Below are 15,004 nucleotides of genomic sequence, written 5' to 3'. Positions count from 1 at the left end.
TCACTACAGAATTCAGGAGGACATGCAGTAATATGGCTTATATTCTAGTGGTTGAAGACGAACAGCCGATCAGCGATTTAATTACGATGAATCTGAAGCTGGTCGGACATACCTATTCCAAAGCCTATTCCGGGCCGGAGGCAATCGAAAGGCTGGGCCGGGAACGGACGGACCTGATCCTCCTTGACGTGATGCTTCCCGGACTGGACGGGTTTGAGGTGATGCAGCAGATACACCATCTGCGGATTCCGGTCATTCTGATTACAGCCAGGAATGCGTTGGCAGACCGGATCAAGGGGTTTGAGCTGGGGGCGGACGACTATATTATTAAGCCTTTCGAGATTTTGGAGCTGTTGGCCCGCATCAATGTCGTGCTGCGCCGGAATGAAGTGACCGCAGCCTCCTTCGTATGCGATGACGTGGAAGTCCGGTTCCCGGAGCGGCAAGTCCGGGTAGATCAGGTTCCTGTCGATTTGACCGCCCGTGAATTCGAACTGCTGGAGGTGCTGATCCGCAACCGCAACATCGCCCTTTCCCGGGAGAAGCTGCTGGAACTGGCCTGGGGCTATGATTACGCCGGGGATACCCGCACCGTAGATGTACATATCCGCCAGCTGCGCAAAAAGCTGGGCTGGGAAGAACGGATCAAAACGGTATTTAAACTGGGCTACCGCCTGGAAGTTCAGGTATAGCCATGCGGTTCTGGCATAAAATTCTGCTAGCCGTTATTACGCTTTTTATTGCCGCCCTGGACATCAGTGTCATTATGGTGATGAAAAAGAGCTGGCAGCTGAATATGGAGAGCGAGACCAGACGGGCGGCCAGCGAGCAGCTGCTGATCGCCAACAATATCTTCGAGAATCTCGATTCCATCCGGGCGCGGGGGAACCCGCTCACTCCGGTTCTGCTGGCCAGCGTTGCTGAATCGTACGGTGATTATTACGGCAAACAAGGAATTGGGCTGGAGCTGAGGGAGAACGGGCGGCTGATTTATCCCGGGGCAGGAGAAAGGAATGCAGCCGTGCAAGAAGTACAACTCATCCGCATGTCTATGCCGCTGCCGGCTCCCTATCAGCAGCTGGAGCTGACCTATACCCGCGATATCAGCGGACTTCACCGGCAGCAGCGGGAGTTGAACCGATTCTTTGTCATGATTAACTGGATTTCGGGTCCTGTGCTGGCACTGCTGCTCTTCCTCATGATTAAGCGGCTGACCAAGCCGCTCAAGGAGTTGTCAGAGACGACCAAGACGATCGCCGAAGGCGATTATTCCAACCGGGTGAACCTGCACAGCAAGGATGAATTCGGCGAGGTGGCTGTCAATTTCAACCGGATGGCTTCGGTAGTGGAGCAGCGGATGAACGAACTGTCCGACATGGCCGAAGAGAAGCAGCGAATGGTCGATAATCTGGCCCATGAGCTGCGGACTCCGCTGACCAGTATGCAGGGCTTTGCCGAATTGCTCACCTCGGCCAATATCGGCCGGGAAGACCAGATGAAGGCGGGCAGCTACATCCGCAGCGAGACACTCCGGCTGAAGAACCTGGCGTTCAAGCTGCTGGATTTATCGGTTCTGCGGCACCATCCGCTGGTGTTAACAGAGGTGGATGTAGCCCGGCTGTTTGAGACCGTGGTGCAGACGGAGCAGCTGCAATTAACCGGAAACGGTATCCCGCTGGAGACGGACTGCTCCATCCGGAGGGTATGGGGGGATGCCGACTTGCTTGCCGCTTATCTGGTGAACCTGATCGACAATGCCATCCGTGCTTCGGCGGCGGGCAGCCAGGTCCGCCTGCTGGCTTATGAGCAGGACGGGGAAGCCGTGCTGGAAGTAAGCGACAGCGGCAGTGGAATGACCGCGGAGCAGTGTAAGCAGGCCTTCGAACCATTCTACCGGGCAGATCCTGCACGTTCGAGGGTCTACGGCAATGCAGGGCTTGGCCTTTCCCTGTGCCGGCAAATTGCCGAGGCGCATGAGGCCAGGGTCGGCCTGAATTCGGTGCCTGGTGAAGGAACAACCGTCCGGATTTTTTTACAACTCTTTAACAACTGACCTCCTACTCGATAACATCCCGGGATTAAGGTATATACAGATTCAACATCTCAGATCCCCATTGGAGGTAATGTCATGAACAAGAACAAACGGAAAGCAACATGGGCGGTGCTGTTATTCACAGGGGGCGCACTTACTTTAAGCTCGTTTGCCGTTCCCGGCCTGGTAAATTCAGCAGTTGTCGCCAAAGACCGTCCGGAGGAACAAACCGGTTCGCTGCTGGACCTGACCGGTAAGAGCGGCCCCGTCTTGAAGGTGGAAGCGCCGGCGCCGGTATCTACTGTGAACGAGGAACTTGTAGAACGCATGACAGAGGAGCAAATCCGGCAGATTACGGATGCCTTGGACAAGCTGAGCAGGGATCCCCGTATTTCCGGCCGGGACATTACCGAAGCGGAGGTGAACCGCAGACTGGTGCTGGAGGACGGATATGTGTACGACGGCCTCCGCCCCAAGGAGCTGCTGCCGTTAGTGCCGGGACAAGCCGAATTTTATCTGGATCTGGACAATAATATATACACGTATCCGGAGCGGACGATGACCGACGAAGAACTGCTGCAGCTCATAGACTGGTCCTACCGGCTCAATTATGTCCTCTCCAGCAGAAGCGTGACAGCGCCGCCAGTAGCCCAGAATATCAGCAAAACTGAGGCGGAAGAACTGGCGGCAGAAAGTGTCAACAAGCTGTTTGAAGGGGATGTCTCCAAGCTGGAAGCCACTGTGCTGCTGGTAGAGCTGGGACAAGACAAGCGCCCAACCTGGACGGTGCATTTCGCTCCATACCGTGCGCAGACCTTGCGCGGTCAGGGCGAGTCCTGTTGGGAATACAACGTGTTCATTGATGCCAAATCCGGCGTGGTAGAGGATACGACAGCGTTTAACCCGTCCCTGAAGAGAACGCCTATCGACGAAGCTGCAGCACGTAGCATCCGCAAGGATGACAGCTGGATTCAAGAGGCCATCCGAATCGTACAAGACCAGCAGAGAGAGACCAAAGCCGTCGTCAAAGCCAGCCTGACCGAAGTGGAAACCAACAATAAAAGAGGGATGGTGGCCGTAGAACTGCTGCTTGAAGACGGGAGCAGCTACACTGCGGAACTGCGTTATCCCGATCAGTCCTTGCGCTGCCTGATCTATAAGTCTATAATTCCTTCGTCATAAACTTGCTGTACGGATCGAGACTGTAATCGGCGAACGGTCCGCATTCCTGAAACCCGAAGCTCTCGTAGAGGCGGACTGCAGGCAGAAAAGATTCCGGCGTGCCCGTCTCCAGGCTGAGCCGTGAGTAGCCGCGTTTACGGGATTCTGCAATAATGTGCTCAACAATCGCGCTGGCCACACCCTTGCGTATGTAGGCTGCAGCGGTACGCATCGACTTCAATTCTCCATGTGCCGGGTCCAGCTCCTTAATCGCACCGCAGCCCGCCAATTCCCCGCCGATCCAGGCGCTGTAGAATGTAATCTCCGGCTTGCGCAGCCCGTCCAAATCGAGTGCATGTACACTCTCCGGCGGAGAATCTTGATGCATCCCCCGCAGATGCTCTTCAAGCAGAGCGATGATTTCGGGTCCCTGCAGACTGTCAATCTTAATTAGAATGTCCATACCTAGTCTCCTATCCGTCGCTGAATTAAAGCTAGTATACAGCAGCATTGTTGCAAATACAACAAACAATGCATTGCGACAGCTTACAGCAAAAAGCCGCCATTTCGGCGGCTTTCTGTCTGTTCAGACAGTCTCTGCTTCTGAGTTAATACTGCGTATTGCCCGACTGGCTGGTCTTGCCGGAGGCAAACCCCTTAAATAAAGTCGGCACATTATGATAACGTGTGCCTGTGATTTTGGCGCTGCTGCTGCTGCTGTCGGTCCGGAAAATCGAATCCTTCACATTCGAGATATCGGAGTTCGCCAAAGTGAACGTGACCGCATAGCTGGTACCGCCGTTTTGGCGGGCGAGCTTGCCGATGTCATCTGCCCGGAAATTCTTGATGTTGATCGTACCTGAAGCATTGGCCTGGAACACTTTGTCGTAGGCTTTATATGCGCCGCCGCCCGTAATGTTAACGGTGCCGGAGGCTTTAAGGGTCAGGGCGTCCTCGCCGACATCCTGCCAGGTTACATTGCTGATTGTAGCGTTTCCATAGCAATGGACGCCGTCGGCGCCGGGAGCACCGATGATTACATTTTTGAGTGTGGCATTGTTCTCCAGCCGGAAGATGGGCTTCTGGTTCTCGCCTTGGCCGCCGTCGCCCAGTGTGCTGGCATTGGCAACAAAGGTCTGGCCGCCGCCGTCATACGTCTGACCTGCAGGTACTATAATCGTCGAATTGACTACAATCGGCGTTGCAGCAGAAGCCGGTAACGGTTTGGCAACATAGAACACGGAAAGCATGGCAACCGACAGGAGCATCCCTAAAACCTTTTTCAATAAAATACCGCCCTTCAACAGGAAATTGGTGGTCCGGTAATTACCGGTACCGCAGGCTTTGCGGCAGATGTGCACCTCTGCTGCGTACCCGATAATTAGAATATTCCGGACACGTGTGCATAGAACGGTGCTTAGGCAGCTGGATGCAGATTCCATATATTAGACACATTTTGGGGCAGATGATTCAATATTCCATTATTCGATAAGCTACAGCCTAGCAGACATAACTCAGCCCGTTGATTCTCCGGCGAATATAGATGAGCCTCAGCCCATATATTTCCATAGAAGAACAATCCGGAATCATGGAGGGGTTCAAATGTCCGATCCTTTTGTAGACCGTTCATTGGAGGAGATACGTTTCTGGTCGCGTATTATGAAGGAGCATTCGCTGTTCCTGCGTCTGGGTTTCAGGTGTGAGGATACACAGCTGATTAACGAAGCCAGTCAATTTCAAACGGTATTTGAGGATATCGAACGGAGGTCTTATGTTTTTACGGCAGAGACAGATCCTCAGACCATTAGAGCATTCAACATAGAAGTACATAGTGCTGTCAGCCATATATGGGTATTCAAGAGGAAGGTGCTCGGGCTTATCCTGCAATGCAAGCTGCCGGGCCAGAACAACTTTCCGCTGCTGGTGGATCATGTGAGCAGGGAGGCGAACTATTTCCGCAACCGCCTGGAGGAACTTAACAACGGTACGCTTGAGCCGCTGCATGATGCCATCATTGATGAGAATGTGTTCTTCTTGCGGATAATGGCGGATCACGCTAAATTTATCAGCCACCTGCTGGACCCCTCCGAACGGAAGCTGGTGGAGCAGGCAAGGGAATTCAGCCACGATTTCGATACACTGCTGTTCCAGGCGGTTGACCTGAGCTCGATGCGGCCGCAATCGCAGACGGTGCCTTTGCTGAGCCAATTTGTCGATGAGAACAGAGTGTCCGTTGAATCCCTGCGCGATTTCAAGCGAACGGCCCGCGATTTAATCGCTGAATGCCGGATCAAGAGCATCATCCATCCGCTGCTGGCAGACCATGTATACCGGGAGGCGGAGCATTTCCTGGTAATTCTCGATATGTTCGAGAAGTCGCTGACCGGAGCCCAAATTAACAAACGGGAAATTCTGTTCTGATCCTATAACGGTTATTGAAATCCCTGCATAAGCACCCCTCGATTATGGAAAACTCCAGGAGTGCGGATAAACAGCATATTCCATTCTGGGGAGGTTCAGATAATGACAAATCAGGATCCGCAAGAGCTCCTGAAGCTTAAGCATGCGATGGATGAGCATAAAAGACAGTTCACCAATTTTGCCAAGAGCGTTTGCGGCGAGGGTGAGGCCGAAGCAGGACAGGAATTCAGTAGTGATCGGCTGCCGGATGATCAGAACCGGATGAAATCCGTGGAGAACAGACAGGAGTAAAGTTAAGCATGCGATAAACATGAGCCGGTCCCGTCAGGATCGGCTTATTATGTCCTGCTGGCACCGGCAGCGATATTACCATTGACACCTTGCACTAGTTATTAGATAATACAGGAATAATTAGGAACAACTGCATAGTTTTTTGACCAGAGCCTGCGCATAGCGCGGGTTTTTTGTTGTTCAACAAAAGGAGATGGCATGGCTATGAACAAACCCATTTGGTTTCCGCTTCAGAATGAGAAACGTCTGGTGTACACCTCTATATCGGCCGGGATCGCAGCTGCGGCGCTTAATTTATCGCGGCCTGTGATGTTAGCTTAAGCATCGAACCCGGCAGCCTGGTAATCGTGGTCGGAGAAAGCGGGTCCGCAAAATCCTCTTTATTAAAATTGCTAGCCGGATTATATGAGCCTTCTGAAGGAAGTCTTTCAGGCGTAGGGGAGTCTGTGGAAATACCCGCAATCCTGTGGCAGGAACCCGTGCTATTCAATGCTTCGGTAACAGATAATCTCGGGTTAGGCCGGGAAACGTCCGCTGAAATGATCGAAGTAGCCATCCGCAAAGTAAACCTTGGCCCACATATTGAAAGCTATACCGATACATATGATCATCAATTGAAAGAGAACGGCAGCAACTTGTCCGGCGGGCAAAAAAAGCGGATGGATATCGCCAGATTACTTCTGGGCCGAAGCGGCTTATTCATCCTGGACGAACCCACATCAGGCCTTGATCCGGAGAATTCAAAACGGGTATGGAGCCTGATCAAGGAAATGCATACTGGGGGCAGCACTGTAATCGTATCCACACACCAATTAGATGAGATACCGCGTGCGGACCAACTACTTGTGATGCATGAAGGAAGAGTAATTAACCGTCAAACCAACCGCCGGACATTTAAATGAATTCATAATGAACAGCGTCAGCGCCAGGATTTGGGTAAAATACATTGGGAGTCAAAATGTAGAAAGGGGATACCTGCTATGGATCATTCAACAACGTTAAGTAAACAACCCCTGGAGGTGCATATGGGAAAGGGCAAGCTTTGGCTGCTCATCCTGGCCTGTCTGGCTTTTATTGCTGCCGGGGGCTGGATCTTCTCGGCCTACTGGAGTGGGGATGAAGTATTTATCTACGGAATCATAGGGGTTATTTGCATGCTATTTTTCGGGATTTGTCTGATTTATTTTATTCTAAAGCTCTTTGATCGCGCTCCGGGGCTCATCCTCAATGAGGAAGGAATCGTCGATAACTCTTCCTATATTGCGGGAGGCCTTATCCGCTGGAAGGATATCCATAACATTGAACTGTATCAGCTGGCCGGGCAGAAAATGATTGGCATCCAATTGAAAGATCCGGACTCTTATCTCCGGAGCCAAAAAGGCATTAAACGCCGGCTGATCTCCATTAATCAGGGCATGGTGCAGGCGCCGGTCAATATTGCCCAGTCTGCCTTGCGGATGCCGTTAGAGCAGATTTACGAAGAGATGTTTCACCGCTGGCATTGGCAGCAGAAATCCCGGCTGAGTGAATAATCCGGACATCCATTGCAGGTGGCTCCAACGGATTGATCAGCATAACTGCCTTAATGGGGGAACTGAGTGCGGTGGAACGTTACCGCAATATCTGGTTTGGACTGCCTGCCGGCATCTACAAGGATACGGTGTACGGGATTATTTTGGATGAACTTAAGCATGCTGCAAAATATAATTATCTGTTTACGCTGAATTCCAGGTAACGTGCAGATATCTTCGAAAATGATACAAAGGCAGCCGAGGTATCGATGGGGCTGCCTTTGTGATGCTCCGGTCTAATGGAAGAATTCTCATTTACATCAACCCCCCGGGGGGGTTAGAATAATTGAAAATGATCCCAATAGATTATTTGTAAAGGAGCCCTGATGAAGTGGAAAATGCTGCCAAAACGGAACAAAGTGCGTCACAATCGCTACAGGAAATATGGGAGAAGTATGGTTCAGTTGTCATTACGTTTCTTTGTTTACTTTGTATTCTTCTTGCCTGGCTGATGGGCAAGATGGGTTTAGGAGTAGCAGAAAGCACACTTTATGTTGCGGCCTACGTCATTGGCGGTTACCGCAAAGCATTGGAGGGAATCCGTACTTTAGTCAAAGAAAAGGATCTGGATGTCGATTTATTAATGGTTGTTGCGGCTGCCGGAGCGGCGAGCATCGGTTATTGGATGGATGGAGCGATCTTAATCTTTATTTTCTGCTTGAGCGGTACACTTGAAGATTTTACGATGGAGAAGACGAATCAGGACATCCAATCCATTATGAAATTGCGGCCGGAAGAGGCCGTCGTCCTGCGCAAAGGCGGGCAAGAACAAAAAATAAAGGTTGAGCTTCTGCAGTTGGGCGATATCGTACTCGTTCGTCCCGGTGACCGCATTCCAGCCGACGGCAAGGTAGTAGAGGGGTATTCCTCAGTGGATCAGGCCTCGATTACCGGTGAATCGCTTCCGGTGGATAAGCAGTTCGGTGAGGAAGTATTTGCCGGAACTATCAATGGGCAAGGTGCATTAAAAATTCAGGTTACCAAGCCGCCGGAAGAGACTCTGCTGTCCCGGATCATTCATTTGGTGCAAGAAGCCAAAAATGAAATGCCGCCGAGCCAATTATTCGTGGAACGGTTTGAAGGAATTTATGCCAAAATAGTCGTCGCTGCAGCTGTGCTGTTGATGCTTCTCCCTCCTTTTATTTTGGACTGGACGTGGGATAAGACCATTTACCGGGCCATGATCTTCCTGGTAGTCGCATCGCCATGTGCACTCGTATCTTCAATTATGCCCGCCATATTGTCCGGCATTTCCAATGCCGCCCGCAAATCGGTTCTCTTTAAAGGCGGTGTTCACCTGGAGCAGATCGCTCATGTAGAAATTATCGCCTTTGATAAAACCGGCACGTTAACCGAAGGAAAACCGGCCGTCACAGATATCATTGCTTTGCAGCACCATTCAAAGGAATCCCTGTTACAAGCAACTGCATCTATTGAGAATCTTTCCGAGCACCCTATCGCCAAAGCGATTGTTTATGAGGCCACGGAGAGAGGAATCAAGCTTCAAACCGCTCAGGAATTAATGTCCATTCCGGGGCAGGGTGTCAGCGGTACACTAAATGGAGTTATCTACAAAGCTGGTAAACCCGGATTATTACATAATCAAGTGCTGTCTGAGCAGGATGAATCCATTGTCCAGCGGCTCGAAGCAGCAGGAAAAACCGTTATTTACGTTCAAGCAGATGATGTGCTGATCGGCATATTAGCCATTCAGGATGTGGTTCGGGCGAATGCCCAAGAAACGGTAGCTGCACTTAAACAAATGGGAATGCGGGTCATCATGCTGACAGGGGACCGGAAAGCTGCAGCTCAGTCGATCGGCAGCACTCTTGGTGTTGACCAGGTATACGCGGACTTGATGCCGGAAGATAAAGTAGCCATGATCAAAAAAATGTCCGAAGACGGAAAAGTGGCAATGATCGGGGATGGGGTCAACGACGCGCCGGCTCTGGCTGCTTCCTCCGTAGGCATTGCCATGGGTGCGGCGGGAACGGATGTGGCTTTGGAGACAGCCGATATAGTTCTGATGTCAGATGATCTTTCAAGGATTCCGTTCGCGATCCATCTGGGTCGCCGCACCGCCCGGGTCATTAAGCAGAACCTGGTTTTTGCCATCGCTGTCGTCTGTATCCTTGTTATCTCCAACTTCTTCGGAGGCATTAATCTCCCTTCAGGAGTAGTCGGCCACGAGGGTAGTACATTGCTGGTTATTCTCAGCGGTTTGCGCTTACTAAGGTAGAGCCTTACATCAGATTGAATGAAATGGACAGGCAGCCAAGACAACGGTACTATTAAGTTACGCTGCAGATCCAAGCAACAGGTCATTCAAAGGATTCAGGTTGGGAGGTAAGGGACAGATGTCTGAAGAGCATAACCATGAACATAAATACCGTAAAGAGATCATAAATCGTTTAGCTAAGGTTGAGGGGCACCTGCGGTCGGTCAAAGAAATGGCCATCAACGGACGGCAGTGCCCTGATATATTGCTGCAGATTGCAGCAGTACAAAAAGCACTGGACGGTGCTGCAAAGCTGCTGCTAAAAGACCACCTGGAGAATTGTGTCGTGGATGCCGTACATCACGGGAATGAAGAGCAAGTGATCGCAGAACTGAATGCGGCGATTAACAGCTACATCCGGTAAAGATGTGAGCTCTTTTTTTCCAGAAGAAAGAAGGGGCTTTGCAACCTGCACTAGAAGATAGACGGTATTGAACCAAGGAGCAGATAATGGATATGACTCATACGCTTGAAGCCATTCTTATAGAAATGAAACAAGAAATAGACAAATGGATCGCCTCTATCAGCGCTAAGGACGCCGGCCAAATTGTGAAGCGCACTCCCTTGCAGGCTGGCATACATGACTATGCTCTTCTCGAATATGAGAATGGCCGGGTAGATGTCACAGATGATGGGCTGGATTTATCATTTTCGCGTAAAAATAAACCGGGTCCCGCAGAGCCGTTGACCGAGCAGCAGGTCCGGGAGTACATCGTCCCTGAGCTGGCTCAGTATATGCAGCACCAAATAAACATTTTACCACCGGCAGTTATAGATTACCGGTTTACGTTTGAAGGAAAGTTCCGGGTGAGCAGCGGCTTTGTCCATGTCCGTATCCTGGACAGTGTAGACGAGGCCAAGAAGCAATGGCTGCAGGATCAGATCAGCCATTATATCTCCAATAAGCTTAATGCCGGCAACTATCCGACCAAGCCGCTGGAGAGCTTTTTCCTGGCCCGGCATCTGCTGGATGAAGGACTGTTTCCCGTCCTGGAATCTGCCCGAATCATTGAGATCTTTGAGAAGATTCTGGAGCTGAATAAGGGTAATCAGCATCTTGCGGAGCATCGCAGCACTTTGACCGGAGCTCTGCGCAGGTGGGCAGAAGACCGGTGGCTGCCCCGTTATTTTGAGAACACCGGAACCGAATGGCAGAGGGAATATCAGAAGAAGAGCGGCGTTCAACCGGACAATACGGATTTGAGCTCTTTCGAACTGGTGCTCTATGCTGCCGTTTGTATCCTCAAATATGAGCCTTCCTACAGCAGAAATGTGGGGCTGACCTTTCTGAATTGTGCGATCGAACTCGGCAGCACTCAGGCTAAGCAGCTGATGAAGCACGGGAGCGGAACCTTTGCGGAAGAGGATACGCGATTACGCAGCGAGCTGGCGGAGTGCAGCGCAAATGATGTGTTCGCCGAAATAAGCGTACATATGAAGCAGGAATCCGCGGAGAGCTATGCCCTCGTGCTCCGGTTCCTGATTCATCTCCTGAAGCAGGGTTTCCCAAAAAGCTATCAGATTAAGCTAAAGTCTCCAGCTAAGCATTGGCTGCCGGTTAAAGGGCTGGCCAAATCGGGGACGCACCGTTTCTTCGCGAATGCGCTTGAATATCCGGAGCTCCACCCGCTGCTGGAGGAGTACGCCGGGGCGGCCATGGAAACCTATGAATGGTATACGGATACGGAAGGGGAGAAGAACTGTATGCCGGGCACCTATGCAGTCTTTGGCCTTGGGCTGGCAGACCGCAGATATTTCCCGCTTGTTCTGCAATATATGGTGAAGGTTGACGTTGAACACCAGCTCGTACAGGATAAGTTCATCGCGGCGTTCGCCGACCATTACGGTATTCATGAAGAGACTCTTCCCGTTCTGGTAACCAGTATGCTGTACAGCTCAGATTCACTAAAGCTGAAGCTGTCCGGAGCCTTCGAGGATGAGAAGCTGCTGGGACTGCTGCTCCATACAGTGAGGGGTCTTGAGTGCTATCAGGTGGAGCATCTGGTGTATGTGATCTGGGGCGGAACGGACAAGCTCAAGAAGCTGGCTGACCAGGCTGGAGGGCAGCAGCAAGGCCTTCTCGAATTGATCGGGGCTACCCGGCGACGTTAACTAAATTATATATAGTTCCTTATCATATGTTATAATAGAACTCTCACTGCAAAATAAGAAGAATAGAGGTCGTTCTACGATGAAATGTAAAATTAACCGCAATGCAGCCAAAGTACTAAAAGATATGCTCAACACTCCGGAAGCGGAAGGAAAGAAGATCCGTGTTATTATTACACAGAATCACGGAAACCACGGACATTACGATGTAACTCTGGATACACCTACTGAGCATGATGAGATTGTGGCTACAGACAAGGGAATTGAGGTATTGCTGGATACGCGCGAGCCGCTCCTGGACGGCGTATGGATTCAATATTTCTATGTTCCGGAAGAGGGCTTCTTCATCACGAATCCGTCTACCGGCTTTCTTGAGAAATAAAGCATTGTTTCACACAGATCAGAGTTCAGCCTGTTTACGGGCTGGACTCTTTTTTTGCGAAGGTATACCTTTACGATTGAACCCGTGTCACAAAACGGCCTGCGCCGACTGTTATATAGACAAAGAAACAAAGGAGGTGAGCGATTGAAGCCATCCATCCCCGGGGAAGCGGAAGGAACACATCCAGATATTGAAGCCGTTATCCAGCGCGTGCAGGCAGGAGACCGGCAGGCCTACGCCATGATCATCCGGCAATTTGAGCGGCAAATGTACGCGTACTGCTACTACATTCTGAAGAATCATGCGGAAACGGAGATGCCGCAGAGACCAGCGGCGGTTTCAGCTATACAGTAGAGCAATTGGAGCTCAGCCCGGTCGCTGATCAGCCCATTGACATTCCACTATTCTGTGTTACTATGTAGTAGTAGTTAGTAACACTGAATACCAGTCATACTGAATAGCAGGAGGTGATTGTGCTGGAAAACCTGACAGAAATGCTCAAGGGCGTTCTCGAGGGCTGCGTCCTGGAAATTATTAGCCGCAAAGAAACCTACGGCTACGAAATCACGCGGCACTTGAACGCTCTCGGTTTCACCGATGTTGTGGAGGGAACGGTGTACACCATCCTGCTCCGGCTTGAGAAGAACAAGCTGGTAGAGACTGTCAAGAAGCCCTCCGACATGGGACCGCCGCGAAAGTTCTTCGCGCTCAACGATGCCGGACGGGAAGAGCTGCGGAAATTCTGGGAGAAGTGGGAGTTTGTCACGTCGAAGCTCAAACAATTAAAGGAGGAAGAATTCAATGGCTGATTTTTTCGATAATTACCTCAATATCAAGAAGATGATTGAAAGCAAGCGAGAATACAAGCAACAGATGGCAAGGGTAGAGGCGCTGCCGGAAGACTACCGGTACGTATTCAAGAAGATACAGAGCCATATGTGGATGTTCGTGGCAGGGAGCGGCTATGACATGATGGAAATTCATTATGGCCTGATAGAGCTGTTCGAGGCCGGTGCTGCGGACGGCAAGCATGTGCTGGAGATCACCGGGGAAGACGTGGCCGCCTTCTGCGATGAGCTCTTGCGCAGCGCCAGCACCTACACAGAGAATTGGCGAGATTCTTTAAACCGCGATATCAAGAAAAAGTTCGGTAAAGGGAGGGATGCCAAATGAATGACATTGCGATCCAGGTAAAGGACTTGAGAAAATCTTATAAGACTACCGAAGTCCTGAAGGGGGTGAGCTTCGAGGTGAGGCGCGGGGAAATTCTCGCCCTGCTCGGCTCCAACGGGGCGGGCAAGACTACGGTAATAAAGATCCTCTCCACATTGCTCAAGCCGGACAGCGGTAGCGCTGCTGTCAACGGATTCGATGTTGCGGCCAAACCCGGGAAGGTGCGGCAGGCCATCAGCCTGACCGGGCAATTTGCCGCCGTGGATGAAATTTTGACCGGACGGGAGAATCTGATCATGGTCGCCAAACTGCGGTACCTCAGCAATCCCCGCCAGGTTGCGGACGACCTGCTCGCACGCTTCGGCTTGACGGAAGCGGCCGATCGGAGGGCAGGGACCTATTCTGGCGGGATGCGCCGCCGGCTCGACATCGCCTTGAGCCTGGTGGGCCATCCGCAGATCATTTTCCTTGACGAGCCGACCACCGGCCTGGACCCCGAGGCCCGCATCGAGGTATGGAAGAATGTGAAGGAGCTGGCTGAGGGCGGTACAACCGTTCTCCTCACCACGCAGTATCTGGATGAGGCTGAGCAGCTGGCCGACCGGATTGCCATTCTGCACGACGGAAGAATTATTGCAGGCGGCACACTTGAAGAACTCAAGCAGTTGTTCCCGCCTGCAGCAGTGGAGTACACCCAGAAGCAGCCGACATTAGAGGAAATTTTCCTCGCCATCGTCGGCAACAAGGAGGCCATATAAATGGAAACGGCAAAAGGTCATTTTTTCACCGATATTAGCGTGATGCTCGGACGCTCCATGCGCCATATCTTCCGCAGTCTGGATACCATTATCACGGTCTGTCTCACTCCGATTGCCATGATGCTGCTGTTCGTCTATGTGCTGGGCGGGGCGATTCAGACCGGGACGGACAACTATGTGAATTACCTGCTGCCGGGCATTCTGCTGATGGCCATCGCCAGCGGAATTGCCTACACGGCTTACCGGCTGTTCACCGATGTGCAGCGGGGCATCTTCGAGCGGTTTCATACCATGCCGATATCACGTTCGGCCCTGCTTTGGGGGCATGTATTGACCTCCATGGTGTCCAACGCCATCACTGTCATCGTCATCCTTCTGGTTGCGCTCGTTATGGGTTTCCGTTCGTCCGCAGGCGTACTGCCATGGCTTGCCGTAGCCGGTATACTCGCATTGTTTACACTGGCCTTAACCTGGGTGGCGGTCATTTCCGGACTGTCTGCCAAAACTATGGAAGGCGCAAGTGCCTTCTCCTATCCGCTAATCTTCCTGCCGTTTATCAGCTCAGCGTTTGTGCCTACCGAATCGATGCCATCAGCCGTTCGCGCTTTTGCTGAAAACCAGCCGGTAACTTCCATCGTTAACGCTATGCGGGCATTACTCTCAGGCCAGCCTGTGGGCAATGATATATGGGCCGCGCTTGCCTGGTGCTTAGGAATCATGGTCGTCGCCTATTTATTCGCGATGCGCGCATACAGAAGAAAAGCAGCTTAATGTAAAAGTGATGATCCGAGATTCAAGAGCCGGATGCGCAGACGCTGAGCCGATAAC

The 15,004-nt window shown here is 51.5% G+C and carries 18 protein-coding genes and 1 pseudogene; 17 read left to right on the top strand and 2 right to left on the bottom strand.

Translation table 11 applies throughout. The features are described from left to right. The first annotated feature begins 32 nt into the window (after window positions 1–32). From F1381_RS21670 to F1381_RS21660, 3 genes are all read left to right on the top strand, one after another. Window positions 33–692 carry a response regulator transcription factor gene (locus tag F1381_RS21670; protein ID WP_151736931.1) on the top strand — a complete coding sequence of 220 codons (660 nt, stop codon included), beginning with the start codon at window positions 33–35 and terminating at the stop codon, window positions 690–692. An 80-nt stretch (window positions 693–772) separates the two neighbouring features. Beyond that, on the top strand, window positions 773–2,053 hold the full coding sequence (locus F1381_RS21665) for a sensor histidine kinase (protein WP_246188146.1): 1,281 nt from the start codon (window positions 773–775) through the stop codon (window positions 2,051–2,053). Window positions 2,054–2,128: 75 nt separating this feature from the next. Then, entirely contained in the window at window positions 2,129–3,214 is a 1,086-nt protein-coding gene (locus F1381_RS21660; RefSeq protein ID WP_151736929.1) for a hypothetical protein, read from the top strand. On the opposite strand, the gene F1381_RS21655 is transcribed toward F1381_RS21660, so the two are convergent. Then, window positions 3,195–3,656, bottom strand: a complete 462-nt coding sequence (locus F1381_RS21655) for a GNAT family N-acetyltransferase (RefSeq protein ID WP_425495287.1) — start codon at window positions 3,654–3,656, stop codon at window positions 3,195–3,197. The two genes, F1381_RS21660 and F1381_RS21655, sit on opposite strands and share 20 nt — an antisense overlap. Before the next feature lie 145 nt (window positions 3,657–3,801). Beyond that, the gene (locus F1381_RS21650; RefSeq protein ID WP_187355514.1) at window positions 3,802–4,461 is read right to left on the bottom strand and encodes a pectate lyase; all 660 of its coding nucleotides are present in this window, start codon (window positions 4,459–4,461) and stop codon (window positions 3,802–3,804) included. Window positions 4,462–4,795: 334 nt separating this feature from the next. On the opposite strand from F1381_RS21650, the gene F1381_RS21645 reads away from it, so the two are divergent. The 14 genes and pseudogenes from F1381_RS21645 to F1381_RS21580 all read left to right on the top strand — a co-directional run bounded on the left by F1381_RS21645 (window position 4,796) and on the right by F1381_RS21580 (window position 14,947). After that, window positions 4,796–5,614: a DUF2935 domain-containing protein gene (locus tag F1381_RS21645; protein WP_151736928.1), complete on the top strand. Its 819-nt coding sequence runs from the start codon at window positions 4,796–4,798 to the stop codon at window positions 5,612–5,614. 102 nt (window positions 5,615–5,716) lie between these two features. Then, window positions 5,717–5,905 carry a hypothetical protein gene (locus tag F1381_RS21640; protein ID WP_151736927.1) on the top strand — a complete coding sequence of 63 codons (189 nt, stop codon included), beginning with the start codon at window positions 5,717–5,719 and terminating at the stop codon, window positions 5,903–5,905. 347 nt (window positions 5,906–6,252) lie between these two features. Further along, the gene (locus F1381_RS21635) at window positions 6,253–6,807 is read left to right on the top strand and encodes an ATP-binding cassette domain-containing protein (protein WP_187355506.1); all 555 of its coding nucleotides are present in this window, start codon (window positions 6,253–6,255) and stop codon (window positions 6,805–6,807) included. 78 nt (window positions 6,808–6,885) lie between these two features. After that, window positions 6,886–7,437, top strand: coding sequence for an STM3941 family protein (locus F1381_RS21630; protein ID WP_151736925.1), 552 nt, complete (start codon window positions 6,886–6,888; stop codon window positions 7,435–7,437). Between the two features lie 47 nt (window positions 7,438–7,484). Further along, a pseudogene (locus F1381_RS21625) lies at window positions 7,485–7,640 on the top strand (ferritin-like domain-containing protein); the annotation flags it as partial. A gap of 167 nt (window positions 7,641–7,807) precedes the next feature. Continuing rightward, window positions 7,808–9,715, top strand: coding sequence for a heavy metal translocating P-type ATPase (locus F1381_RS21620; RefSeq protein WP_222850470.1), 1,908 nt, complete (start codon window positions 7,808–7,810; stop codon window positions 9,713–9,715). Window positions 9,716–9,833: 118 nt separating this feature from the next. Further along, the gene (locus tag F1381_RS21615; protein WP_151736924.1) at window positions 9,834–10,118 is read left to right on the top strand and encodes a metal-sensing transcriptional repressor; all 285 of its coding nucleotides are present in this window, start codon (window positions 9,834–9,836) and stop codon (window positions 10,116–10,118) included. A gap of 86 nt (window positions 10,119–10,204) precedes the next feature. Next, a complete protein-coding gene (locus tag F1381_RS21610; protein ID WP_343043451.1) occupies window positions 10,205–11,866 on the top strand; it encodes a DUF6138 family protein in 1,662 nt (553 codons plus the stop codon). Between the two features lie 79 nt (window positions 11,867–11,945). Next, entirely contained in the window at window positions 11,946–12,245 is a 300-nt protein-coding gene (locus F1381_RS21605; RefSeq protein WP_151736923.1) for an iron-sulfur cluster assembly accessory protein, read from the top strand. Between the two features lie 144 nt (window positions 12,246–12,389). Then, window positions 12,390–12,599 (top strand): RNA polymerase sigma factor, encoded by a 210-nt coding sequence (locus F1381_RS21600; RefSeq protein ID WP_246188143.1) that lies wholly within the window; start codon window positions 12,390–12,392, stop codon window positions 12,597–12,599. A 140-nt stretch (window positions 12,600–12,739) separates the two neighbouring features. After that, a complete protein-coding gene (locus F1381_RS21595; protein WP_281349943.1) occupies window positions 12,740–13,054 on the top strand; it encodes a PadR family transcriptional regulator in 315 nt (104 codons plus the stop codon). Beyond that, window positions 13,047–13,418 (top strand): DUF1048 domain-containing protein, encoded by a 372-nt coding sequence (locus tag F1381_RS21590; protein WP_151736921.1) that lies wholly within the window; start codon window positions 13,047–13,049, stop codon window positions 13,416–13,418. Before F1381_RS21595 ends, F1381_RS21590 begins: the two co-directional genes overlap by 8 nt. Continuing rightward, entirely contained in the window at window positions 13,415–14,176 is a 762-nt protein-coding gene (locus F1381_RS21585) for an ABC transporter ATP-binding protein (RefSeq protein WP_151736920.1), read from the top strand. The genes F1381_RS21590 and F1381_RS21585 overlap by 4 nt, the downstream gene beginning before the upstream one ends. Further along, on the top strand, window positions 14,177–14,947 hold the full coding sequence (locus F1381_RS21580) for an ABC transporter permease (RefSeq protein WP_151736919.1): 771 nt from the start codon (window positions 14,177–14,179) through the stop codon (window positions 14,945–14,947). Window positions 14,948–15,004 lie beyond the last annotated feature (57 nt).

The organism is Paenibacillus tengchongensis (assembly GCF_008973665.1).
GTDB classification, from domain to species: domain Bacteria; phylum Bacillota; class Bacilli; order Paenibacillales; family Paenibacillaceae; genus Paenibacillus_AQ; species Paenibacillus_AQ tengchongensis.
The sequence above is the reverse complement of the archived record's forward strand: the minus strand, read 5'-3'. Positions and strand labels throughout refer to the sequence as shown.

Coding starts and splice junctions, on each gene's coding strand:
- F1381_RS21655 (WP_425495287.1), bottom strand. CDS start 3,656: ATGGACATTCTAATTAAGATTGACAGTCTGCAGGGACCCGAAATCATC.
- F1381_RS21615 (WP_151736924.1), top strand. CDS start 9,834: ATGTCTGAAGAGCATAACCATGAACATAAATACCGTAAAGAGATCATA.
- F1381_RS21660 (WP_151736929.1), top strand. CDS start 2,129: ATGAACAAGAACAAACGGAAAGCAACATGGGCGGTGCTGTTATTCACA.
- F1381_RS21590 (WP_151736921.1), top strand. CDS start 13,047: ATGGCTGATTTTTTCGATAATTACCTCAATATCAAGAAGATGATTGAA.
- F1381_RS21630 (WP_151736925.1), top strand. CDS start 6,886: ATGGATCATTCAACAACGTTAAGTAAACAACCCCTGGAGGTGCATATG.
- F1381_RS21645 (WP_151736928.1), top strand. CDS start 4,796: ATGTCCGATCCTTTTGTAGACCGTTCATTGGAGGAGATACGTTTCTGG.
- F1381_RS21640 (WP_151736927.1), top strand. CDS start 5,717: ATGACAAATCAGGATCCGCAAGAGCTCCTGAAGCTTAAGCATGCGATG.
- F1381_RS21595 (WP_281349943.1), top strand. CDS start 12,740: ATGCTCAAGGGCGTTCTCGAGGGCTGCGTCCTGGAAATTATTAGCCGC.
- F1381_RS21650 (WP_187355514.1), bottom strand. CDS start 4,461: ATGCTCCTGTCGGTTGCCATGCTTTCCGTGTTCTATGTTGCCAAACCG.
- F1381_RS21580 (WP_151736919.1), top strand. CDS start 14,177: ATGGAAACGGCAAAAGGTCATTTTTTCACCGATATTAGCGTGATGCTC.
- F1381_RS21665 (WP_246188146.1), top strand. CDS start 773: ATGAAAAAGAGCTGGCAGCTGAATATGGAGAGCGAGACCAGACGGGCG.
- F1381_RS21610 (WP_343043451.1), top strand. CDS start 10,205: ATGGATATGACTCATACGCTTGAAGCCATTCTTATAGAAATGAAACAA.
- F1381_RS21670 (WP_151736931.1), top strand. CDS start 33: ATGGCTTATATTCTAGTGGTTGAAGACGAACAGCCGATCAGCGATTTA.
- F1381_RS21605 (WP_151736923.1), top strand. CDS start 11,946: ATGAAATGTAAAATTAACCGCAATGCAGCCAAAGTACTAAAAGATATG.
- F1381_RS21585 (WP_151736920.1), top strand. CDS start 13,415: ATGAATGACATTGCGATCCAGGTAAAGGACTTGAGAAAATCTTATAAG.